The sequence below is a fragment of the Vibrio antiquarius genome, from assembly GCF_000024825.1.
Classification (GTDB): domain Bacteria; phylum Pseudomonadota; class Gammaproteobacteria; order Enterobacterales; family Vibrionaceae; genus Vibrio; species Vibrio diabolicus.
The window spans coordinates 60,576-84,220 of sequence record NC_013456.1 but is presented as its reverse complement, the minus strand read 5'-3'; the positions used below and the strand labels follow the sequence as shown (position 1 = coordinate 84,220).

Annotated in this window: 23 protein-coding genes; 11 read left to right on the top strand and 12 right to left on the bottom strand. The window is 45.9% G+C overall.

Translation table 11 applies throughout. The features are described 5' to 3' along the window. The first annotated feature begins 29 nt into the window (after positions 1 to 29). Together thiP and thiQ are read left to right on the top strand one after the other, a co-directional pair. A complete protein-coding gene (gene thiP / locus VEA_RS00375) occupies positions 30 to 1,616 on the top strand; it encodes a thiamine/thiamine pyrophosphate ABC transporter permease ThiP (RefSeq protein ID WP_081441197.1) in 1,587 nt (528 codons plus the stop codon). After that, on the top strand, positions 1,616 to 2,320 hold the full coding sequence (gene thiQ, locus VEA_RS00370; protein ID WP_006742961.1) for a thiamine ABC transporter ATP-binding protein: 705 nt from the start codon (positions 1,616 to 1,618) through the stop codon (positions 2,318 to 2,320). The genes thiP and thiQ overlap by 1 nt, the downstream gene beginning before the upstream one ends. 18 nt (positions 2,321 to 2,338) lie before the next feature. Here thiQ and VEA_RS00365 read toward each other — a convergent pair whose 3' ends face one another. Further along, positions 2,339 to 3,286, bottom strand: coding sequence for a LysR family transcriptional regulator (locus VEA_RS00365; RefSeq protein ID WP_006742960.1), 948 nt, complete (start codon positions 3,284 to 3,286; stop codon positions 2,339 to 2,341). A 92-nt stretch (positions 3,287 to 3,378) separates the two neighbouring features. On the opposite strand from VEA_RS00365, the gene VEA_RS00360 reads away from it, so the two are divergent. After that, positions 3,379 to 4,455 carry an alkene reductase gene (locus VEA_RS00360; protein WP_006742959.1) on the top strand — a complete coding sequence of 359 codons (1,077 nt, stop codon included), beginning with the start codon at positions 3,379 to 3,381 and terminating at the stop codon, positions 4,453 to 4,455. A 63-nt stretch (positions 4,456 to 4,518) separates the two neighbouring features. Here the strand turns inward: VEA_RS00360 and VEA_RS00355 are convergent, their stop codons facing one another. The 4 genes from VEA_RS00355 to argR all read right to left on the bottom strand — a co-directional run bounded on the left by VEA_RS00355 (position 4,519) and on the right by argR (position 9,720). Then, on the bottom strand, positions 4,519 to 4,956 hold the full coding sequence (locus VEA_RS00355) for a universal stress protein (protein WP_005392306.1): 438 nt from the start codon (positions 4,954 to 4,956) through the stop codon (positions 4,519 to 4,521). A 44-nt stretch (positions 4,957 to 5,000) separates the two neighbouring features. Next, complete coding sequence (locus VEA_RS00350) at positions 5,001 to 7,580, bottom strand: TRAP transporter permease (protein ID WP_012841159.1); 2,580 nt, start codon at positions 7,578 to 7,580, stop codon at positions 5,001 to 5,003. Positions 7,581 to 7,875: 295 nt separating this feature from the next. After that, positions 7,876 to 8,844, bottom strand: coding sequence for a TAXI family TRAP transporter solute-binding subunit (locus VEA_RS00340; RefSeq protein ID WP_005392302.1), 969 nt, complete (start codon positions 8,842 to 8,844; stop codon positions 7,876 to 7,878). Between the two features lie 405 nt (positions 8,845 to 9,249). Continuing rightward, on the bottom strand, positions 9,250 to 9,720 hold the full coding sequence (argR, locus tag VEA_RS00335) for a transcriptional regulator ArgR (protein WP_031780246.1): 471 nt from the start codon (positions 9,718 to 9,720) through the stop codon (positions 9,250 to 9,252). A 359-nt stretch (positions 9,721 to 10,079) separates the two neighbouring features. Between argR and mdh the strand changes: the two genes are divergently transcribed. Beyond that, positions 10,080 to 11,015, top strand: coding sequence for a malate dehydrogenase (gene mdh, locus VEA_RS00330; RefSeq protein ID WP_005392300.1), 936 nt, complete (start codon positions 10,080 to 10,082; stop codon positions 11,013 to 11,015). Between the two features lie 113 nt (positions 11,016 to 11,128). After that, positions 11,129 to 11,320, top strand: coding sequence for a hypothetical protein (locus tag VEA_RS00325; protein WP_005392299.1), 192 nt, complete (start codon positions 11,129 to 11,131; stop codon positions 11,318 to 11,320). A gap of 84 nt (positions 11,321 to 11,404) precedes the next feature. Here the strand turns inward: VEA_RS00325 and ispB are convergent, their stop codons facing one another. Continuing rightward, on the bottom strand, positions 11,405 to 12,376 hold the full coding sequence (ispB, locus tag VEA_RS00320) for an octaprenyl diphosphate synthase (protein WP_012841157.1): 972 nt from the start codon (positions 12,374 to 12,376) through the stop codon (positions 11,405 to 11,407). Positions 12,377 to 12,632: 256 nt separating this feature from the next. Here ispB and rplU point away from each other — a divergent pair, with 256 nt between their 5' ends. The 6 genes from rplU to folA all read left to right on the top strand — a co-directional run bounded on the left by rplU (position 12,633) and on the right by folA (position 16,562). After that, positions 12,633 to 12,944: a 50S ribosomal protein L21 gene (rplU, locus tag VEA_RS00315; protein WP_005383096.1), complete on the top strand. Its 312-nt coding sequence runs from the start codon at positions 12,633 to 12,635 to the stop codon at positions 12,942 to 12,944. Positions 12,945 to 12,964: 20 nt separating this feature from the next. Next, positions 12,965 to 13,222 (top strand): 50S ribosomal protein L27, encoded by a 258-nt coding sequence (gene rpmA, locus VEA_RS00310; protein ID WP_005383095.1) that lies wholly within the window; start codon positions 12,965 to 12,967, stop codon positions 13,220 to 13,222. A 206-nt stretch (positions 13,223 to 13,428) separates the two neighbouring features. After that, positions 13,429 to 14,604: an Obg family GTPase CgtA gene (gene cgtA / locus VEA_RS00305; RefSeq protein WP_005383091.1), complete on the top strand. Its 1,176-nt coding sequence runs from the start codon at positions 13,429 to 13,431 to the stop codon at positions 14,602 to 14,604. Between the two features lie 195 nt (positions 14,605 to 14,799). Continuing rightward, on the top strand, positions 14,800 to 15,600 hold the full coding sequence (locus VEA_RS00300) for a threonine/serine exporter family protein (protein ID WP_006742725.1): 801 nt from the start codon (positions 14,800 to 14,802) through the stop codon (positions 15,598 to 15,600). Beyond that, complete coding sequence (locus VEA_RS00295; RefSeq protein WP_005392295.1) at positions 15,600 to 16,073, top strand: threonine/serine exporter family protein; 474 nt, start codon at positions 15,600 to 15,602, stop codon at positions 16,071 to 16,073. The genes VEA_RS00300 and VEA_RS00295 overlap by 1 nt, the downstream gene beginning before the upstream one ends. Before the next feature lie 9 nt (positions 16,074 to 16,082). After that, the gene (gene folA / locus VEA_RS00290; RefSeq protein ID WP_005392293.1) at positions 16,083 to 16,562 is read left to right on the top strand and encodes a type 3 dihydrofolate reductase; all 480 of its coding nucleotides are present in this window, start codon (positions 16,083 to 16,085) and stop codon (positions 16,560 to 16,562) included. Between the two features lie 268 nt (positions 16,563 to 16,830). Here folA and VEA_RS00285 read toward each other — a convergent pair whose 3' ends face one another. From VEA_RS00285 to lptD, 6 genes are all read right to left on the bottom strand, one after another. Next, entirely contained in the window at positions 16,831 to 17,637 is an 807-nt protein-coding gene (locus VEA_RS00285; protein ID WP_006742726.1) for a symmetrical bis(5'-nucleosyl)-tetraphosphatase, read from the bottom strand. Between the two features lie 15 nt (positions 17,638 to 17,652). Further along, positions 17,653 to 18,033 (bottom strand): Co2+/Mg2+ efflux protein ApaG, encoded by a 381-nt coding sequence (gene apaG / locus VEA_RS00280; protein WP_012841156.1) that lies wholly within the window; start codon positions 18,031 to 18,033, stop codon positions 17,653 to 17,655. 75 nt (positions 18,034 to 18,108) lie between these two features. Next, positions 18,109 to 18,918, bottom strand: a complete 810-nt coding sequence (gene rsmA, locus VEA_RS00275) for a 16S rRNA (adenine(1518)-N(6)/adenine(1519)-N(6))-dimethyltransferase RsmA (RefSeq protein WP_005379669.1) — start codon at positions 18,916 to 18,918, stop codon at positions 18,109 to 18,111. Further along, entirely contained in the window at positions 18,918 to 19,913 is a 996-nt protein-coding gene (gene pdxA, locus VEA_RS00270; RefSeq protein WP_012841155.1) for a 4-hydroxythreonine-4-phosphate dehydrogenase PdxA, read from the bottom strand. The genes rsmA and pdxA overlap by 1 nt, the downstream gene beginning before the upstream one ends. Then, positions 19,903 to 21,186: a peptidylprolyl isomerase SurA gene (gene surA / locus VEA_RS00265; RefSeq protein ID WP_006742728.1), complete on the bottom strand. Its 1,284-nt coding sequence runs from the start codon at positions 21,184 to 21,186 to the stop codon at positions 19,903 to 19,905. The genes pdxA and surA overlap by 11 nt, the downstream gene beginning before the upstream one ends. Before the next feature lie 60 nt (positions 21,187 to 21,246). Continuing rightward, the gene (gene lptD / locus VEA_RS00260) at positions 21,247 to 23,592 is read right to left on the bottom strand and encodes an LPS assembly protein LptD (protein ID WP_006742729.1); all 2,346 of its coding nucleotides are present in this window, start codon (positions 23,590 to 23,592) and stop codon (positions 21,247 to 21,249) included. Positions 23,593 to 23,645: the final 53 nt, after the last annotated feature.

Genomic DNA, 23,645 nt, shown 5'->3' with positions numbered 1-23,645 from the left:
CCCTCATCTGAATGAGATAGGTTTTACCTTTGAATTCTGTTCCAAAAATAGGTTTAGGGGTCGCGATGATCATCGCGACCTTTGTTGTTTCTGCCCTAGGTGCTTTGATTGTTCAAGCCCCTTCACTTGATGTGTCTGTGGTATGGGACGATCCGTATTATCAACATGTCACCAAGTTCAGCTTTTACCAAGCTTTTCTTTCCACATTGCTCAGTGTTGGCTTGGCCATTCCAGTTGCGCACGCGCTTTCGCGTCGCCAATTTATTGGTAAATCATTACTGCTTAAGCTGTTTGCATCGACGCTAGTTTTGCCTGTTTTGGTTGGTGTTTTCGGGCTATTAGCGATTTATGGCAACAGCGGTTTGTTAGCGCAGTGGCTACAGAGTTTCGATAGCAAACTGCCATTTTCTATTTACGGTTTGAACGGCATTTTACTCGCCCATGTGTTCTTTAATTTACCTTATGCTGCGCGCTTGCTGTTGCAAGCATTAGAATCTATTCCTGCCGAGCAACATAAGCTGTGTGCGCATTTAGGTATGAACCATTGGAATAAGTTTCGTTGGGTGGAATGGCCGCGTTTAAGGCAGCAACTTCCCCACGTTTGTGGCTTGGTATTTATGTTGTGCTTCACCAGTTTTGCCACTGTAATGGCGTTGGGGGGCGGGCCAAAATCCACCACCATTGAATTGGCAATTTACCAAGCGATTAAGTTTGATTTTGATTTACAAGCTGGGGCGTTATTGGCGCTGTGGCAGATGCTGTTATGTGGACTGCTTGCCATTGGAGTGCAGAAGTTAACAAAGCCTGTTTCTATCAGTGCTGGCAGCACATCGGTACAGCAATATTTAACGAAGGATCATGGGTGGTCAAAAGCTTGGGATAGCTTTTGGATCATAGGTGCCTTTTTACTGGTGATACCACCGTTATTGATGGTGTTACTGAGTGGCATCAACCAACAAGTTTGGACGGTGTTAACCGATGAACGTTTTTGGTCTGCGTTATCTAACTCACTCAAAGTGGCAGGGTTAGCCAGTGCGCTTGCGGTCGCTGCGGGCGTGTCTATATTGTTGACCAGTCGCCGTTGGCGATTGCAGTACAAAAATACGCGAGCCGATCAGATTGAGCTAATCGGCACCATTATTTTGGTGACGCCGGGTTTGGTGATTAGCACCGGATTATTCTTGCTGTTGCGATCATTTACCGATGTTTTTAGCTTGGCGTTTTTTGTTGTGATTTTGGTAAATGGTTTGATGGCTTTGCCTTACGTGATCAAAACGCTGGCACAGCCAATACTGCACATCGAGCAGCAATACCAGTATCTGTGTGCCAGCTTAGGCATGCGTGGCTGGCAACGCTTTAAAGTGGTGGAGTGGCAGGCGCTGCGCAAGCCATTCGCACATGCGTTTGCGATCAGCTTTATGTTTGCGATTGGCGATTTAAGTGCTATCGCGTTGTTTGGCGGGCAAGAGTTCCGCACTTTGCCTCTGTATTTGTTCCAGTTACTTGGCAGCTATCAGATGGACGCGGCTGCGGTGGTATCGGTGACCTTGTTGTTGTTGAGTGTGGGCTGTTTTGCCTTGATTGAGAAAGTATTGAAAACGAAGGAGAGAGCGTAATGTTAGTGTTGGATGATGTGCAGTACACCTACCAACGTGAGCTGTTTCGTTTTGACTTAACGATTGAGCAAGGTCAGATTGTGTCGCTGATGGGACCAAGTGGGGCTGGAAAATCGACGTTGCTGGCGTTGGTGGCTGGGTTTATCCATCCTGACCAAGGTGACATTCGGGTTGATCGTGAGTCGATTGTGCACAAAGAGCCCTATCAGCGTCCTTTCTCCATGCTGTTCCAAGAGCATAACTTGTTTTCTCACTTGTCGGTGCGTGACAACATTGGCTTAGGTTTACACCCAGGGCTAAAGCTCACGGTAGACCAAAAACGTCAGGTTGAACAAGCTGCGCAGCAAGTTGGCGTTGCAGAGTACCTCGACCGTTTGCCTGAGCACCTTTCTGGTGGGCAGCGTCAACGTGTTGCCTTAGCACGTTGTTTTGTTCAGCCTCATCCCATGTGGCTGTTGGATGAGCCTTTCTCGGCGCTTGATCCGGTTTTACGTGAAGAGATGCTGAGCTTGGTAAAAAAACTGGCGGCAGAGCGGGGAATAACCGTATTGATGGTCACGCACCATTTAAGCGATGCCAAAGCCATTGCCAGCCACTTTGTGTTTGTGGCTGATGGCAAAGTGGAAGCGGCGGATAGTATGTCTGCATTGAGTGAACAGCATGCTAGTGAGAAGCTTGCGGCATTTATCCGAGCCGCACGCTAATGCTCAATGGTGGCGGGATTATGCTTCTCCGCAACACAAACCATGTCGAGGACCAAATTCAAATTGAGATCTTAGGCTCATGATATGGTCAATCATCGCTTGTACTCGTCGCGTTCGGTTTGCGCCAGGACGATAGACTAAATAAATGGGCATTGGTACCGTGTGCCATTGAGGTAAGACTCTGACTAAGGAGCCATTTTCCAGCTCTTGCGTCATATTTTGCATAGGTAAGTTAGCGATTCCCAATCCTTTGAGCGCGCCTTTTAATACCGCTTCTACGGTGGTGCTAGAGAAGTTACTGCTTACTGAGACGTTGACCGTGTTGTCCTGCGAAATCAACGTCCAAGGGCCTATCTCTGAAACATACTGATATCTCAAACAGTTGTGTGTTGTCAGATCTTCTGGCGTTTTAGGTACGCCACACTCAGCTAAATACTCAGGACTGGCGGCCAATACTCGGGTGGTGTAACCCAATTTTTTAGCAATCAGTCGATCATCGACGATCTGGCCGACTCGAATTGCCATATCAAAACCGTGTGAAAACAGATCAACAAAATCGTTCGATGCTTCTAACGCAATTTGTACTTTTGGCCATTGTTTTAAAAATGGTAAAAAGATGTGCTCAGCCATATACGCATCCAAGGCTGGCGGCGCAGCAATGCGAAGCCGACCTTGGATCTGCTGTTCCATTTCTTGAACGTCTTGACCAATCGAGTGAAATTCCTCAACTAAGCTCGCAGCACGCTCTAAAACCATTTGGCCAGCTTCGGTAATCACCAACTTTCGGGTCGTGCGCTCTAGGAGCTTGGCTTCAAAGTGCTGTTCGAGTTTGGTTATGGCTTTACTAACAGTAGATTTTGGTAGGTTTAACTCCAGCGCGCACTTGGTTAAGCTCAGTAGTCGACAGCTTGTGACAAAGATAGAGAGCGTCCTAAAGTCAATTGTTTCTAAATTTCGAACAATCACTTTCAATTATCCATATTGTTTCAATATTGATCTGATTATAGTCTGGCTCTTCATCCTTAGCCATCAAGTTATTGTCATTTGAGGTAAACAACATGTCCAACTCTGTAGACTTATTTTCTCCTATCGAACTGGGTCAATTAGCATTAGATAACCGTGCTATTATGGCCCCTTTAACGCGCGCTCGTGCCAGCGCAGATCATATCCCGAATGACCTTATGGTTGAGTATTATGCTCAACGCGCGAGTGCTGGACTTATCATTGCAGAATGCACCATGGTGATGGAAGGAACGTCTGCTTTTATGGCTGAACCGGGCATTTATAACGAAGAACAAATTGCAGCTTGGAAAAAGGTAACGGATGCGGTTCATGAAAGAGGCGGTAAGATCGTATTGCAAATTTGGCATGCGGGACGAGCTTGTCATCCTGAACTGAATGATGGGAAAACGCCTGTTGCAGCGAGCGCACTAGCCATTCGTGATGAGTTAGTTCATACCCCTTCAGGTAAGCAAGCATATACGGTACCACGAGCACTCGAAGTGGATGAGATAGCTTCCATTGTGGCAGCGTTTAAGCAAGGTGCGAAAAACGCCAAGAGAGCAGGCTTTGATGGTGTGGAGATACATGGCGCCAATGGTTATCTTATCGATAACTTTCTTCGTGATGGTTCGAATTTACGTACTGATGAGTACGGTGGCTCGGTCGAAAATCGTGCCCGTTTTTTACTTGAGATAGTTAAAGAAGTGGTCGAGGTATGGGGACCTGGAAGAGTAGGGCTGCGCACATCACCATTAAATGGATTTAATGACATGAAAGACAGCGATCCGGTTGGCTTGGTTCGTTACTTAGCTAAGCAACTTAATGCTTTCGATCTTGCTTATTGGCACGTGATGCGTGCGGATCTAAAGGGCGTACAAAAAGCAGATGTTCTCAAGCCAGCACGCGAAAACTATCAAGGTTACCTAATGGCCAACGTGGGCTACAGTGCACAAGAAGCGACAACGGCAATTGCAGAAAATCAAGTTGATGTGGTCGCATTTGGCGTTCCATTTATCGCCAACCCTGATTTAGTTGAGCGATTTAAGAAAAATGCACCTCTTAATGAGGCAAAACCTGAGCACTTTTATTTAGGTGGAGCAGAAGGTTATACCGATTACCCAGTAATGGCATAATCCTTACTTGTTCAATATAAAAAGGACGCTAATGTTAGCGTCCTTTTTCGTTTCTTTAGTTGTTTAACCTTGCGGTTTCACGACCATCACATTGATTGGAGAATATTCCACGACCTTACTTGCGACAGAGCCAAGCATTACTTTATTGATTTTAGAACGCTTGTGACTTGGCATAATGATGAGATCAGCGCCCAAGCGCTCTGCATAATCAAGAATCGTCGCGTAGGCTTTGCCCTCAGCAACATGTACTTGGTACACCACATCTTCAGCAATATGCTTATTGGCAAAAGCTTTTAATTGCTGCTTCACGTCTTGCTTCATTTTGGCTGCTGCATCTTTTGGGAAGTATGTAGCAACCATCGACATGTGAATACCAGGTAGTACTGTTAGAAGGTGGATTTGCGCATTCGCTTGCTTTGCCTGCCAAACCGCTAGTTCAACCGCTCGGTCTGAAAAGCCTTGGTCATTTAGATCAACCGGAACAAGAATTTGTTTGTACATTCAATGTCTCTCACTAAGGCCCCTTGTCCTCGGGGCCAAATCGGTTATGCGCTCAATTGTTCCTTACGAGCACGACGTTTTTGGTTCATGGCAAGCACCAGCAAAATCATTAAGCATGGCACAAATACCCATTCTTTCATCGGACGTTCTGCATCTTGGATAACCCACTTGATCTCCCAATCAAAGTCGATACCTGCAGACTCTGCCGGGCTACCAAACTCGACCATATCGACAATCATTTTGTTGTCGCTTTCGGTCAGCATCAGACCCATAGACGAAATACGTGCTTCCGCTGTTGTTGCACTGTCTTCGAATGGAAGACGAACCGTTTTCTCGATGTAGTCGCCCTCAAGGTTTTCGCCGGCAACACGTAGCTCCAATGATTCTCCTACATTTAGCGTTTCCGTGATTTGAGCTACCTCAACGCCAGGAGAAAGAACTTTCGCTGGATACAGCATGTCCCACCAAAAACCAGGACGGAAAAACGAAAATGTCAGTACTAATAATAGAACGGTTTCCCACCACTTGTTACGCGTGAACCACCATCCTTGTGTTGCGGCGGAGAAGATCAGCATCGCAATGATCGATGAGATGACAGTGAGTGCTAAATGCCACCAAGAGTCTATCCCCATCAACAGTAGCTGGGTATTGAACACAAACATGAATGGCAAAATGGCGGTTCGAATATCGTAAGTAAAGCCTTGGATACCTGTACGAATTGGGTCTGATTTAGCAATCGCAGCCGCCGCAAATGCCGCAAGACCTACGGGTGGGGTGTCGTCGGCCAAAATACCAAAGTAGAAAACGAACAAGTGCACCGCAATGAGTGGGATGATCAAGCCATGTGCTGCACCTAGTGTGACAATAACCGGTGCCATCAACGTAGAGACGACGATGTAGTTCGCCGTTGTCGGGAGACCCATCCCAAGAACCAAGCTGATTATTGCAGTAAACAGCAGCATAAGAATGATGCTACCGCCAGAGATAAACTCAACGAAGTCCGTCATGACCAGGCCGATACCCGTTAGGGTGACGACCCCAACTACGGTACCTGCCGCTGCCGTTGCAACGCCGATACCAATCATATTGCGAGCGCCAGCAACCAAGCTCTCAGCCAGATCGACGAAGCCATCTTTGGTTTGCTGCATCATGTCACCTTGCTTTGATAACAGAGCAATCAATGGACGCTGAGTCAGCAAAATGAAAATCATGAACACCGTTGCCCAGAATGCTGAAAGACCTGGCGAGAAGCGCTCTACAGTCAGACACCAAACCAATACAACGATAGGCAGTAGATAGTGCAAACCAGATTTAACCGTTGGGCCAGGATCTGGTACTTCTGTTAACTCTGCATCAATCTCAATTGCGCCATCTTGCACGTGATTTGCTGAGATCTTCACCAAGCCAACATACGCAATTAACAGGGCAACCGTAACAATTGGCGTCGCGGCATCACCAAAGACATCTTTCGTCCAACCCACTCCGTAGTAAACCAATGCGCTGATCACACACAGTCCTAAGATTGTGCCAGTAAAGGAAAGCAAACTTTGTACTAACGTTGGGTTGTGGCGACGAGGAAGACCTGTCATACCCGCTTTACACGCCTCAAGGTGAACGATGTAAATCAAAGCGATGTAAGAGATAAGTGCCGGAAGTAGAGCAGCCTTAATCACCTCAACGTATGAGATACCGACATATTCCACCATCAAGAATGCCGCCGCGCCCATGATTGGTGGCGTTAACTGACCATTGGTTGAGGCGGCAACTTCAACGGCTCCCGCTTTGGTGCCCGGAAAACCGACACGTTTCATCAATGGAATGGTAAAGGTACCAGTGGTTACCACGTTTGCGATTGAAGAGCCAGAAACAAGCCCGGATAAACCAGATGCAACAACGGCCGCTTTTGCAGGACCACCTTTCATATGACCCAGCAAAGAAAAGGCGACTTTAATGAAGTAAGCACCTGCGCCAGCGCGTTCCAGCATGGCACCAAACAATACAAACAAGAACACAAAAGAGGTTGAAACGCCTAATGCGACACCGAATACACCTTCCGTTGTTAGCCATAAGTGAGACATGGCCTTGTTTAAGCTCGCTCCTTTATGCGCGATGACATCGGGCATATAAGGGCCAGCAAAGGTGTAAATAAGGAAGACAGCAGCAACCACCATCAGTGGTGGACCGAGCGCTCGGCGTGTTGCCTCTAAAAGGAGAACCATACCGATGACAGCAACGACGATATCTGCCGTTGTTGGTGCACCGGAACGTCCAGCTAGCTCGGTATAAAAAAGGTAAATATATGCCGCAGAAAAACTACCTGCTAGCGCCAATATCCAATCGACAAGAGGGATATGATCGCGAGGGGAATTTTTCATAGCTGGATAAGCAGTGAAAGCCAAGAAGATCGCGAAAGTGAGGTGGATTGATCGCGCTTCCGTGTCGTTCAGTACGCCGAAATTAAAAATAAATGGTAGCGGAGATGCGTACCATAATTGAAATAGTGACCAACACAGAGGAACAAACCAAAGGATTCGTCCTTGCATTCCCGAGGGGCTACGTGCACCTGTGTCTGCCTGAGCCACCATTTCTTGCACATCTTGTGACGGAGCTTGATTCGTCGCCATGTACTTTTTCCTTATTATTGATGGTCCTGTCGGATTTTTATCGAGAACCACACTTCGCCTTTATCAGTGTAGCGAATGGAGCGAAGTTTGCTTTCGAGTATTTTGCTGCCTGAACTCAAAGTGTTGAATTTTGGAGACTCTGCTAGGCGGCGTTTAAGTTTTTCTTGGGTATGAACTCGCAATTTTCGGAAGAAAACTGGCGAATGAAGCATGCAGTTAGCACGTGCTACAACCTGCATGCTCAAACAGGCAGAAAACCATCTTTTCCTGCCTGTGAGTTTGGAGTCTGAGGAAGTTACTTAAGTAGACCCACTTCTTTGTAGTATTTTTCTGCACCTGGGTGAAGAGGGATAGATAGACCCGCTTTCACCATGTCTTCTTTTTTCAGGTTTGCAAACGCAGGGTGTAGACGTTTGAACGTATCGAAGTTTTCAAACACGGCTTTTGCAACGTTGTAAGCGACATCGTCTGAAACGTCTGCTGTTGTAACCATCGTTGCCGCAACACCAAAGCTGTTTACGTCTTTGTCTGTGCCACGATACATGCCAGCCGGCACTGAGCTAAAGGCGTAGTATGGGTTATCAGCAACAATCTTATCGATTTTCGGGCCTGTTGCAGAAACTAGCTTAGCATCACATGATGTTGTTGCTTCTTTGATTGAACCGTTCGGGTGACCCACCATGTAAATGAATGCGTCAATTTTGTTGTCACAAAGTGCTTGAGAACGCTCAGAGCCCTTTAGCTCAGAAGCCAATTTGAAGCTGTCGTTTGTCCAGCCCATCGCTTCCATAACAACGCCCATGGTTGCACGGTCACCAGAGCCTGGGTTACCGATGTTTACGCGCTTACCTTTTAGGTCTTCAACGTTTTCGATACCTGAATCTGCACGAGCAATGATGTTGAAAGGTTCTGTATGAAGAGAGAACATTGCACGTAGCTTTTTGTACGGGCCTTGTTCCGCAAACTTACTCGTACCATTGTAGCCGTGGTACTGCCAATCCGATTGCACGATACCAAAATCTAACTCGCCAGCACGGATAGTGTTAACGTTGTAAATAGAGCCGCCAGTCGATTCTACTGAACAACGAATGTTGTGTTCTTTACGACCTTTATTGACCAATTTACAGATAGCACCACCAGTAGGGTAGTAAACACCTGTAACAGAGCCAGTACCGATAGTAATAAACTCTTGAGCGTTAACTGCGCCTGCACCCATTACTGCTGCAGCGATAGCGCCTACTTTGAGAAGTTTGTTAAATGCCATGAATTTCCCTTCCTTATATTCATTATTTACCCGGAAATAACCATAAATCACTTCTGGAGTTTCCTATTTGGAAACGGCATCTTTTCCAATCCAATCGTTTGAAAAAGCGAGCGAATCATAACAAAAAATTGGCAGAAAATTATCCAATTGTTAAATGTTATAGTTGATAAGTCTGAATCTTGTGCAGGAGGATAGTATTAGATTTGTGATTTAATTCTTTTTATAACAAACACTTAATAAGTATTAAGTGAACGAAGTGAAAAAGATCAATTGCGTGATGTTAATCACAAAATAGGTGGTTAAATAATGGTCTGGATAAGCAAAAAATTTACATAAATCATGGGCTACAAAATGAGATTTCTTTTATAGCCCACAAAGAGTTAGCTGATCTAAATGTGAAAGAACTTAGCCAGTGTATTCGAACAGTTCACACACTGATTTGAACAACTGTTCAGTCGTAATCGCCATCGTTGGAGTGATAAAGATAGTGTCATCACCTGCAACAACACCAAGAATACCTTCGGATTTACCCAGTGAGTCAAGCAAGCGAGCAATCAACTGCGCAGCACCAGGGCCAGTATGGATAACAACTAATGCCGCGTTATGGTCAATGTCTAGCACCAGTTCACGCAAAGAGCTGCTTACAGTCGGTACTCCTAGCTCAGCGGGAAGGCAGTAAACCATTTCCATTTTTGCATTGCGTGTGCGGACGGCGCCAAATTTAGTCAGCATGCGTGATACTTTCGATTGGTTAATGCTTTCAAATCCTTGTTGTTTGAGTGCATCAACAATCTCACCCTGTGAGCCAAAGCTCTCTTCTTTTAATAGGGCTTTAAAGGCGCGGACTAAGTTGTCTTGTTTTTCTGAATTGCGCATAGTCATTACGAATCTCTTATTACGGGTCAGCAATTTTGCATATTCTCGCATATATATTCATGCGGTGCCAAAGAGTCCCAGTATTATGTTAGTTACGTCACTGTAAACTATATACCACATGGAATTCTTTAACTATATGAAGTAGGGCTGTTTTTGTTTTCTTGAATTCCTTGTCATTTCAACAGAATAAAAGAATAATCCAAGCTCCATTTGTAGCACGGTAACAGCGAGTTGCGCGAGGTCGCAAAGCTAGCGTTAATTGATTGTAATCAAGTTGTGATTCCGATAGCTTTATTTAAGTTGGTTACAAACTACCCTACGAATACGTTTATAAGAGAAATACTCTCAAGGAGAACTACATGAAAGTAGCCGTTATTGGTGCCGCTGGTGGCATCGGTCAAGCCCTGGCCCTTCTACTTAAGAACCGTCTTCCTGCTGGTTCTGATTTAGCCCTATACGATATTGCTCCAGTAACTCCTGGTGTGGCTGCTGATCTTAGCCACATCCCGACGCCAGTTTCTATCAAAGGTTACGCGGGTGAAGATCCTACTCCAGCACTAGAAGGTGCGGATGTTGTGCTGATTTCTGCAGGTGTTGCTCGTAAACCTGGTATGGATCGCGCGGATCTATTCAATGTAAACGCTGGTATCGTTAAGTCGCTAGCGGAGAAGATTGCGGTTGTTTGTCCGAAAGCTTGTGTTGGTATCATCACAAACCCGGTAAATACAACAGTGCCAATTGCCGCTGAAGTACTTAAGAAAGCGGGTGTTTACGATAAGCGTCGCTTGTTCGGTGTAACAACACTTGACGTTATCCGTTCAGAAACATTCGTTGCAGAGCTAAAAGACAAAGATCCAGGTGACATTCGCGTACCTGTTATCGGTGGTCACTCTGGCGTAACGATCTTACCTCTACTGTCTCAAGTGGAAGGCGTTGAGTTTACAGCTGAAGAAGTAGAAGCATTAACGAAACGTATTCAAAACGCAGGTACTGAAGTTGTAGAAGCGAAAGCGGGTGGTGGTAGTGCAACACTATCAATGGGCCAAGCTGCATGTCGCTTTGGTCTGTCTCTAGTTCGTGCTCTTCAAGGTGAAGAAGGCGTAGTTGAATGTGCATACGTTGAAGGCGACGGTGAGCACGCGACTTACTTCGCACAGCCTGTGAAACTAGGTAAAGAAGGCGTAGAAGAAGTACTAAGCTACGGCAAACTCAGCGACTACGAAAAGTCTGCACTAGACGGTATGCTAGAAACACTAAATGGCGACATCAACATTGGTGTTGAATTCGCAAAGTAATCTAGAAAGCTCGAATAAGAAGAAAGCCGATCAAAATGATCGGCTTTTTTGATCTTTGGCTTCTCTGCTTCGTAAAACTACTTGATCAAAACAACGTGGTGAAGGAGAAGATGATGGAAGCAAGTCGAATCCGTAAAGGCATGGTTGTTGAGTGCCAGCAGGGCGTAGGTACGATATTGGTGGTCGACCGTGAAGCAGAGACGGTACTGTTGTCGAAACAAGGCTCTGATCAGCAGATTGCGGTTAGCTTTGATGAAATAGAAGATGACCCACAACTGCATGGCGGTAGTGACAGATATTACTAGCGCCTATCACGGCATTAGGTATCAGATACAAAAAAGGAAGAGCTTGCTCTTCCTTTTTGTTTTAAGTCTTGCTATGGGTTATGATTACTTCGTGCGTTGTACCGCGACATGAGCCAGAGTAATAAGCGCTTGCTTGTATTCAGATTCCGGCAATACTGATAGTTCTTCGATCGCTTTGTCTGCTTCTTCTAGTGCTTTTTGCGTCGTGTATTCCAGAGATCCGGCCTCTTTCATCACCGCGAGAATATCTTCTAAGCGATCCATGCCATTGGCCTTCTCAATTGCTTCGCGAATCATGAGGGCATTGTCTGGCGTGGTATTACGCATAGCGTGAAGTAGAGGTAAAGTTGGCTTGCCTTCAGCCAAATCATCCCCCACATTTTTACCCATGTCTTCGCCATCAGAGGTGTAATCCATGACGTCATCAATAAGCTGAAACGCAGTGCCCAAATACTTACCGTAATTTTGCATTGCGATTTCAACATGCTCAGGAGCATCGTTTAAGATTGCGCCAATTTGAGTTGCAGACTCAAATAAGCGTGCCGTCTTAGAGTAGATGACTTGCATGTAGCTTTCTTCTGTCGTGTCAGGATCGTTACAGTTCATCAACTGCTGAACTTCACCTTCGGCGATCACGTTTACGGCGTTGCTCATTAGCTTAAGGATCTTCATGGATCCTAGCTCCGTCATCATTTGGAATGAGCGAGTATAGATAAAGTCCCCAACTAACACGCTAGCAGCATTGCCAAATGCAGCATTCGCAGTTGCTTTACCGCGGCGCATGTCTGATTCGTCGACCACGTCATCATGCAGCAAAGTCGCTGTATGGATGAACTCAATAAACGCAGCTGCCATTGTATGACCGTTGCCTTGGTAACCAAGTGCGCGGGCTGACAGTATCGCTAAAAGCGGTCTCAGACGTTTGCCTCCACCACTCACGATATAAAAACCGAGCTGGTTGATTAAAGAGACATCAGAATTAAGTTGGGCTTGAATTGTTTCATTCACTTTTGCCATGTCATCGGCAGTAAGCGCTTGGATAGTTTTAAAATCCATCGTATATCCGGCTGAAGTTAGACCCTGCAAGGCTTATTCGATTTATATAATTGTCGAATAATACACTAAAAAACGTTGATTAATACATTACTAAAGGGCATGATTGCCGCACTTTTCTTTGGCGATTAGCTTTTCGCCAATTTTTTCAAAATATGGCTTGTCATAGGAGCATCTATTCTGTAGAATCTGCGCCCTATTGATGATTAGTTTAGCGCACACCCTCAAGAAAGGCTGTGCGGAAAAAGCGGAGTAAAATATGTACGCTGTTTTCCAATCTGGTGGTAAACAACACCGTGTAAGCGAAGGTCAAACTCTTCGTTTAGAGAAATTAGACGTTGAAACTGGTGCAACTGTAGAATTTGATAAAGTTCTTCTTGTTGCTAACGGCGAAGACATCAAAGTTGGTGCTCCTCTTGTAGAGGGCGGCAAAATTGTTGCTGAAGTTGTACAACACGGTCGTGGCGATAAAGTTAAAATCGTTAAGTTCCGTCGTCGTAAGCACTCTCGTAAGCAACAGGGTCACCGTCAGTGGTTCACTGAAGTGAAGATCACTGGTATCAACGCTTAATCTATTAGGAGAGTTTAACAATGGCACACAAAAAAGCTGGTGGTTCTACTCGTAACGGCCGCGATTCAGAAAGCAAACGTCTAGGTGTTAAGCGTTTCGGTGGTGAATCTGTACTTGCAGGTAACATCATCGTTCGTCAACGTGGTACTAAGTTCCACGCTGGTAACAACGTAGGTATCGGTAAAGACCACACTCTATTCGCTCTTACTGAAGGTAAAGTGAAGTTCGAAGTGAAAGGTCCTAAGAACCGTAAGTTTGTAAGCATCGAAGCTGAGTAATTAGGTTTTTACCAAGTTACTTAATAGCTTTAAGCTGAATTCAAAAGCCCTGCCGAATCGGCGGGGTTTTTTATTTATGGCAGTCGACATATCGAAGTTTCTCGTTTCCACGTTATTTGTGGGCTGGGAGCTTAGATCTGTCATCTGCTAAAATTGTCAGATGACAAAGTAGATTTAATCCACGCACGAAGTAGTCGGAGTAAAAGATGAAGTTCGTAGATGAAGCGGTAGTAAAAGTTCAGGCTGGCGACGGCGGTAGCGGCGTTGTGAGTTTCTGGCGTGAAAAATTCATCACTAAAGGTGGTCCTGATGGCGGTGATGGTGGTGACGGTGGTGATGTTTATATCCAAGCCGATGAAAACCTTAACACTCTGATTGATTATCGTTTCCAGCGCTTCTACGAAGCGGAGCGTGGTGAGAATGGCCGCGGCGGTAACTGTACTGGTAAACGTGGTAAAGACATCGTTCTTCGTGTACCTGTAGGTACGCGCGCAGTGGATATCCATACAAATGAAATCGTGGCAGAAGTTGCTGAACACGGTAAGAAAGTGATGATCGCAAAAGGCGGTTGGCACGGTCTAGGTAACACGCGTTTCAAATCTTCAGTAAACCGCGCGCCTCGTCAAAGAACATTAGGCACAAAAGGTGAAGTACGTGAAATTCGCCTTGAACTATTGCTTCTTGCTGACGTTGGTATGCTTGGTCTACCTAATGCAGGTAAATCAACCTTTATCCGCGCAGTATCAGCAGCAAAACCAAAAGTCGCTGATTACCCATTCACGACGTTGATCCCAAGCTTGGGCGTAGTGAGTGTCGTACCAGAGAAAAGCTTTGTTGTTGCAGACATTCCAGGTCTTATCGAAGGTGCAGCAGATGGCGCTGGTCTTGGTATTCGATTCTTGAAGCACTTAGAGCGTTGCCGAGTGTTGCTGCACATGATCGATATTATGCCAATTGATCAGTCTGATCCGGTGCAAAATGCACTGACGATCATTGATGAGCTAGAGCAATACAGTGAAAAACTGGCAAGCAAGCCACGCTGGTTAGTATTCAACAAAGTTGATTTAATGCCTGAAGAAGAAGCGAATGAGAAGATCCAAGAAATCTTAGACGCACTAGGCTGGGAAGACGAGTACTTTAAGATCTCGGCGATTAACCGTAACGGTACTAAAGAGCTTTGTTACAAATTGGCTGACTTTATGGATAACCTACCTCGCGAAGAGGAAGAAGTGGCTGAAGAAGATAAAGTTAACTTCATGTGGGATGACTACCATAAAGATGCGATGGCGGGTAAAGACGTTATCACTGAAGATGATGACGACGATTGGGATGACTGGGACGATGAAGAAGATGACGGTCACGTTGTCTACGTTCGTGACTAATCAGAACCGTCAAACAATGCCTGTTTGCCTATAATTCATTAAGCCGCAATTATTTATTGCGGCTTTTTTTGTATCTAAATCATATTTAGATGGTGTGATTTACGGCACAATAGCCGATACGTCGTGATTTTTGAGGGCTAGTTTGGACCTCTCACGTATGAATGAGCAACACCCTAAAAGGAATTAGACTTATTTATGACTCTAGAAACCATACCGTCTGGAGAGTTCGCGGTATCCACTCAACGATCTATTTCTCGCCTTGTTGCCCAAGCCGGGCAAATGCTACTCGCTCATGGTGCTGAAAGTACTCTGGTGAGCGATATTATGCGCCGTATTGGCCTTGCTTGTGGGGTTAATGAAGTTGCGGTTGCCCTATCTGCCAATGCACTGGTTGTAACGACGGTAATGGATGGACACTGCATCACCACCACCCGAAGTTGTGCCGATCGTGGCATTAATATGCGCGTTATTACGCAAATTCAACGTATCTGCATCATGATGGAGCGTGGGCTGCTCGATGCAGCCATGGCGCAGAAAAAGCTGAACGCCATCAGTCCAGAGCGTTATAACCGCTGGCTGGTGGTGTTTATGATTGGCTTGTCATGTGCGGCATTCAGTCATCTGGCTGGTGGCGATTGGGGGGTATTTGTTATGACCTTTTTAGCATCAGCTGGTGGCATGATCGTTCGCCAAGAAATTGGTCATCGTCACTTTAATCCTTTACTGAACTTTGCAGCGACCGCCTTTGTCACGACCTTAATTTCTGCGCAAGCTGAAATCTACCAAATCGGCAATCTGCCCACTGTTGCAATGGCATCGTCGGTATTAATGCTCGTACCGGGTTTCCCGTTGATTAACTCGGTGGCAGACATGCTGAAAGGGCACATTAACATGGGTATTGCCCGGTTTGTGATGGCCAGCTTACTGACGTTGGCGACGTGTTTGGGCATCGTTGCTGCGATGAGCGTTACTGGAATTTGGGGGTGGGCAATCTAATGAGTTTGTTTGATTTGATGCTTGGACTGCTGAATGACATGTTTTTCGCTGCGATTCCCGCAGTTGGATTTGCACTGGTTTTTAACGTGCCACAAAGAGCTTTAGTGTATTGCGCTGTTGGCGGCGCGATTGGACACGGCAGCCGTTATTTGATGATGCAGTTTGGTATTCCCATTGAATGGGCGACCTTTTTTGCCGCGACGCTAGTTGGGATGATCGGGGTATACTGGTCTCGCCGCTTTCTCGCGCACCCAAAAGTGTTCACTGTGGCAGCTTTGATCCCGATGGTACCTGGCGTGTTTGCTTACAAAGCAATGATAGCCATGGTTGAGATCAACCATATTGGTTATTCACCTGAGCTCGTTGCAACTTGTATGGAGAACTTTCTTAAGGCCATGTTTATTATTGCAGGCTTAGCTGTTGGTCTTGCTGTTCCAGGGCTGTTATTCTATCGCCGCAGACCAATTGTATAAGGACCTAACATGATCATTAGTATGATTGCCGCGATGGCCGACAATCGCATCATTGGCAAAGACAATCAAATGCCTTGGCATCTTCCCGCCGATTTCGCTTGGTTTAAGCGCTGCACTATGGGCAAGCCTGTTGTGATGGGACGCAAAACCTATGAGTCTATTGGTCGCCCTTTACCTGGTCGCTTGAATATTGTTATCAGCCGTGATGAGACACTAAAGATCGAAGGCGTCACTACCGTAACATCGATTGAGCAAGCTTTGGACGTGGCTGGTGACGTGGAAGAAGTGATGATCATTGGTGGTGGTGCGATTTACGCAGCTTGTCTGCCGATGGCCAATAAACTGTATGTAACACACATTGAAGCCGCGATTGATGGTGATACTCAGTTCCCAGACTGGGGAGATCAATTTAAGGAAACCTACTCAGAAACGTATCAAGCGGATGAGAAGAACGCCTACAACATGCGCTTTACTGTGTTAGAAAAGTAATTCGAGATTAAAACAGCGTAGTTAATACGGTAATGCCGTTCGTATAACAGCGAGCGGCCATCCCGGCCTGCCATCATCCTGAAAGCGACGGAGGAGCGTGATTCAGGATCTTCTATACGAGTACTTTGTTGTCAAAGGTATCTCTATCTACCCGCAGCGTACGGATATTAGATTCCTAGTCTCGCTAAGACTCGCTGGAATGGCTCTACAGGAGATGTTAGGTGACAGGCATTCTCCCTACGATGGACTATCGACTATTATTCAGTGTTTAACTTAACGCATCCTGAGTAAAGATTTTCTTATCGTCCCAACGGATCATGGTTAGGCTTCCGCCCCAAACACAGCCAGTATCCAGACCGATGATCTCTTCGTCTACATGGCCTTGTAGTGCAGCCCAGTGACCAAATAACACCGTTTTATTGAGGTGAACGCGCTGAGGTACATCAAACCATGGAATAAGTTCGTTACCGGAAACTTGTTGTGGTGGTAGTTTACAATCCATATCCAAACGACCATCGGGGAAACAAAAGCGCATCCGCGTAAAAGCATTGATAATATAACGGTATCGGTCCAAACCCTGTAGAGAGTCATCCCAGGAATCAGGTTGATTACTGTACATGTTTTTTAAGAGCCAAGGCAGCTCTTCACTTTGGATGATGCGTTCAACTTCGCGGGCACATTTTCTTGCGGTTTTTAGATTCCACTGCGGTGATATCCCAGCGTGACACATCACGAACTCGTCATGCTCGGCCATAAGAGGTTGCTGAGCTATCCATGCCAATAGATCTTCTTTATCGGGTGCAGTGAAAATAGGCGCGGTTTTATCTTTGTCTTTGACCTTTTTTATCCCGTGAGCAACGGCGAGCAGGTGAAGGTCGTGATTACCAAGCACCACGGTTGCGCTTGTGCCAAGCGACTTCACAAAGCGTAAAGTTTCTAGTGATTTAGGCCCTCTGGCGACCAAATCACCAGCGAGCCAAAGTTGGTCTTTTTTCGCAGAGAAAGAGACTTGTTCTAGTAGTCGCTGCAATTCATCAAAACAGCCTTGAATATCACCAACAATATAGGTAGCCACTGAATCTCCAATTTACTAATTTAAAACATTTGGAACAGCAAGACGAAATGGTTCAATTTCGGTGATGAACTCCTGTCCTTTTTCATCCAGCATTTTGTAGTGCCCTTGCATAACGCCGACAGGGGTTTCTAACGCGGTTCCGCTACTGTACGTGTATTCATCATTGCTTGGAATAAAAGGTTGTTGACCCACCACACCATCACCTTCAACCGTCATTTGCTTGCCATTCGAGTCTGTGATTAACCAGCGACGGCTCACTAACTGCACGGTTTGTTGGCTAAGGTTTTTGATGGTGATGGTATAGGCGAAAACGTAGCGTTGTAGCTCAGGATTGGACTGTTCTTCGATGTATTTGGTGTGAACTTGAATTTTGATGCAAGGTTGAATGACGTCCATGTGCACTCCTCAGAAACGTAATATCCCAATAATAATAAGCCAAACCGGCAAGGGTTTGGCTTATCGTTTGAGTTCTTAGTGCTGCGGGTTATCCGCAAGCCAGTTCGCCATCGCGACGAATTGTTCTAGCGTCAGGTTCTCTGGACGCATGCTTGGATTAACACCTAGCTCTTCTAGTACTTCTGTGCTTAACAACGATTTGTAGCAGTTACGAACTGTTTTACGACGTTGGTTAAAGCCTTCACGACAAACGCGATCCAGCAAACGCAGATCTTTCGCAGGGCATGGTAGCTCTTCGTATGGCACTAGACGAACGACAGCAGAGTCCACTTTCGGTGGTGGAACGAATGCCGTTGGCGGCACTTCCAGTACTGGTACCACTTTACAGTAGTACTGAGCCATTACCGTTAAACGGCCGTAAGCTTTGCTGCCAGGACCGGCAGCTAAGCGGTTTACCACTTCTTTTTGCAGCATAAAGTGCATGTCTTGAATGTCTTTATGGAATTCAAAAAGGTGGAACATCAATGGTGTAGAGATGTTGTACGGCAAGTTACCGAAAATGCGTAGCTTGTTGTTTGGCTTCACTAATTGAGTGAAGTCAAAACGCATAGCGTCACCCTCATGGATGGTCAACTTATCCGCCAGTTCAGGGTGAGTACGTAGGCGTTCTGCCAGATCGCGGTCTAATTCGATAACTGTGAACTTATCCACTTCACGACCTACCGGCTCAGTGATTGCACCGAGACCAGGACCGATTTCAACCAGGTTTTGACCTGGTTTTGGGTTAATCGCTGATACGATTCCATCAATAATGTATGGATCGTTCAGGAAGTTTTGACCAAAACGTTTACGCGCTTTGTGTCCTAAATGGACATCATTTCTCATTATTTCTTCTCTACCAAATCTATCGCATGCGTGAGCGCTGTTCGGAAACTCCCTGTATCCGCTTGACCTGTCCCTGCCAGGTCTAATGCAGTACCGTGATCCACCGATGTTCTAATAAAAGGTAGACCAAGAGTAATGTTTACTGAACGACCAAAGCCTTTGTATTTTAATACTGGCAACACTTGATCATGGTACATGCCTAAAACAGCATCAGCATCATTTAAATATTTTTCATTGAAAATGGTATCAGCCGGCAGAGGGCCGATCAGGTTGATACCTTTTTCTTGTCGAATTTTTTCCAGTGTCGGAGTGATGGTTTCGATCTCTTCACGACCTAAGCAGCCATCTTCGCCAGCATGAGGGTTAAGCCCGCAAACGTAGATGTTTGGTTGTGCGATAGCAAACTTTTCTACAAGGTCTTTATGAAGAATATCGATGATTTTTTCTAATCGCTCTTCGGTGACCGCTTTGGACACATACGCTAAAGGAATATGTGTTGTGACTAGCGCCACGCGTAGTCCTTCCGTTGCTAGCATCATGACGACTAGCGGCGTTTTTGACTTCTCGGCGAAAAACTCAGTATGACCACTGAATGCAACACCTGCGCGATTAATCACCCCCTTATGAACAGGGCCGGTGACAATAGCATCAAATTCATCATTCATACAGCCTAAAGCGGCTCTTTCTAGCGTTTTTAGTACATAGTGACCATTCACTTCGTTGAGCTCGCCTGCGACCGCAGGTTCCGATATTTGGATATGATCAACGATAAGCGTGCCTGCTTTTTGTGCTTTAGGCGCTTCTTCTGGATTGTAATCAGACAGTTGGACTTCAATGCCAAGCTGCTTGGCTCTGTCCATCAGCATATTTTTATCGGCGCAGACGACAATTTGGTGTGCCCAATCTTCCTTCGATAAGGCAAGCACTAAGTCTGGGCCGATACCCGCAGGTTCCCCTGCGGTTACGACAATTCTACGAATTGTATTAGTTGTCATTGTTGTCATCCACGATTTCAACAAACGCACTTGCGCGTAGCTCTTGCATCCATGCGCCCGCTTCTTCATTAAATTTACGGTTAAATAGAATACGGTAAGCCTTATTCTTCATCGCTGAGTCAGTGCGGTCAACTTGGCGACGATCCAACACTTCAACGATATGCCAGCCGTGAACGGTTTTGAACGGTTCGCTGATTGAGCCAACAGGCAGAGTTTCTACTTGGTGTTTAAATTCTGGCACGTACAGATCTGGCGTTTGATAACCTAGCTCGCCGTCTTGCGCTGCCGAGCCAGGGTCTTGGCTGTACTGCGTTGCCAATTGAGCGAAAGTGGCTTCGCCGGCTTTGATGCGGCGTACAAACTCATTCAGTTGCTTCTTCGCCCCTTCATCACTCAGAATCACGGTTGGTTTAATCAAAATATGACGCGCATTTACTTCCGTTACCGCAACCGTTTCTAGGCCTTTTACATCTTCAATTTTTAGGATGTGGAAACCGACGCCACTGCGGAATGGGCCAATGATGCTGCCTTTGTTTTGCATTTTGATCTGATCGGCAAAGATGGTTGGCATTTCTTCTTTACGCATCCAGCCCCAGTCGCCACCTTGTAAAGCTTTAGGACCTTTTGAGTAGGTGTAGGCCATCTCCGTAAAGTCTGCACCTTCGTTTAGCTTTTTCGCCAGCGCTTTTGCTTCTGCTTCTACAGCAGACTTTTCTTTGTCATCAGAGAAGCGCAGTTGAATGTGTCCAATTTTGTATTGAACGGTCGCATTGGTTTCTTGTGATAGTTGCTCAGCAAGGCTGTCGACTTCTGCTGGAAGGATATTAATACGGCGACGAACCAGTGCATTACGGGCTTCTGAAGCGGCGATTTCCTTACGGATTTGTTCGCGGAATTCTGGGTAACTCAAGCCTTCACTTTCTACAGAAGCGGCGAGTTGTTCTACAGATTGTTCATTATTACGTGCGATCTCCGCAATCGCTTGGTTTAAGCGGTTATCGTCAATACGCACACCGATACGGTCTGCTTCTTGGCCTTGCAACGTGTCAATAATCAGCTTTTCAACAACTTGTTCTTTTAACACGCTAGCAGAAGGTAAGCTCTTTCCGCTTTGACGTGCGTTGGCTTGCAGCGTTTTCATCGCTGTTTCGATGTCGCTTTGTAGAATTACACCGTCGTTCACGATGACCGCAACCTTATCGATCTCTACTGGTGCTGCAACCGCTCCGCAAGAGAGTAGGGTCGTGAATAAGATTGATTTCCAAATTTTCATTTAAAATTCCGTCAGTATTTTTTGAATAGGCGTCTTATTCATTTAAGACGCCTATTTCGATTAATTGTTCAGATAGAATGGGCGGCCGTACTTAATCGCGTTGTCAGAACCATCCAGTTCTTTGACTGCAGTGTCTTCACGCTGATTGGTCGCAAAGCCTTGAATACCGAAGTTAACGCTAAAGTTATTTTCGTATTCAGGTGATGCGCCAGTGCTGCCGATAGTTTGGTTTTCCCAACCAAGCAATTGGTTGGCGTAAGTCACACCAATGTACCAACAGTCAGACTGGTAACGCAGGCTCGCTAGCCATTCTAGGTCCGCATTTTCATTTAGGTCGTAGTAGTATTGACCACTTGCAGACCAGTTCGGGTTGAACTCGTAGGCCGCAACAATACCTGCTTGTGAAATGCCTTTACGAGTAATTGTGTCTAGGTTTTCGAGAATGATCGTATCTTCGATGTATTCACGCGTGACGTAACGATAGTTACCCTGAATAAAGCCACCGTTAAATTGGTACTCTAAGGTACTGTTCGCCAACTGCATGGAGCTCAAATCGATATCGTATTGAATTCCACCGTGATAGAACAAGTAATCGTTGTAGTTGAAATCAGCTTCAATCGCCCATGATGAATAGTTGGTGGTCTCATCCGGAAGATTTGGGCTGTTGCTCAGTTTGGTCTTTTTATCGAAGTAGTAAATCTGACCAAATGAAACGTTAAGACGCTCTTTATAGTCATCATCAAAGAAGCGAGTACTCGCACCGTAGCTTAACTGGTTCGCAGAGGCGATTTTATCAATGCCACTGTACTTACGACTGCGGAATAGCCCGTAGTAGTCGGTTTGTAGCAAGGTGGTATCGTAGTTGTAGATATTGGTTTGATCTTCTTCAGGTACGTACAAGTACTGCAGCTGAGGTTCCAGTGTTTGTGTGTAGCCCTTGATCCAACTCGTGTCTCGCTCTAAGTAAAGTTGCGCATGCGTACGGAACTCGGGGATAACACGAGACACTTCGTCATCTAACTGGTTTTGCAAATTTACATCTGTCAGACCCGTTAAGTCTTGAGAGTAGTACGTGGAAAGCACGCGAGCTTCCGTTGTCCACGTTGCCCATGAATTTGAAAGCGGCAATGTAAGCCCTGGTTCAATATGAACACGGGTCGCATTTGGTCGCGCAGCATCGCTCGTATCGAAGCGGCTCACTTGGCTCTTCACGTCAAAGTTGAGGTAATCTCCCCACAATGGCGTGTAGTAGTTCAAGTCTAACTGAGGAAGCAGGCGATAAGGGCGGTTCTCTTCTTTCAATAAGATTTGGAAGTCGCGAACGGTTAACGAGGCATCCCAGAAATCAGAACGATATTGTACTTGTCCTTCTTGAACCAGTTGACCATCTTCACGGTTACCAATATCGGAGTCGAGATCGAGGAAGTAATCAATATCACTCACTTTTGAGTAATCGACTTTGACTATCCACTGTTTATTGATAATACCGTCGTGTTTAACTTGGTAGCCCCAACGAGACTCGTCTTGATATTTGCGATCGCTATTGAGGTATTCGCCTTTGATTTCACCATTCCCCCAACCATCCGTTAGGTAGCGGAAATCAGTATCGAGTTTTGTTCCGCGCTGCTGCATGTAGAGCGTGGTGAGCGTCATGTCATATTGAGGTGCGATGTTCCAATAGAATGGCACCTCGACTTCCATACCATCGCTAGAACCATAAGATAAAGAAGGGAAGAGGAAACCCGTTTTACGCGTATCTCCAATTGGCATGGTTAGATACGGCACATAGAAAACAGGAACGTCTAACACTTCAAATCGAGGATGGTGCAGCGTCGCCGTCTCTTCATCTTGGTCAACGTCAATACCTGATGCCACTAAACGCCATGAATTGTCGCCTTGAGGACATGATGTAATAGAACCATCTTCGAGTTCATAAACCGACTGACCTGTACGCGCGATGTATGCTGCTGTGCCTCGACCTTGTTGGCAAAGGAACTGATAATCGGTGTTCTCCAGTGAAAACGTGTCTTGGTTGATGTCATTAGTAACACGATCAGATCGAGCTTTGACTTGGCCGTCATTGAAAGTCACGTTGCCTTCGGCAACCACGACGTTATCTTGTTGGTGCAGCGTTACGCTATCTGCGGTGATTTTCTTCTGGCCTTGGGTGACTTGTACATTACCTGAGTACTGAGCTTTGTCACCATTGATGGCTTGCAGGGTGTCAGCTTCTACCACTACTGGGGTATTAAGAGCGTCCTCCTCGCCACTGGTATCGACCAAACATTGATCTGTGGCGGGCATTTCCTGCACACTATCATGGATATTCGCTTCAGCTTGAGTGGTGGGTACAAACAAGGCGGTGCTGATAGAGGCCGCTAAACATGTGCGGGAGAAATGTTGCATTGAATTGAACTTTCCTGTGTCACTACTACTCGATGGCTATAGGGCTTGTTGTA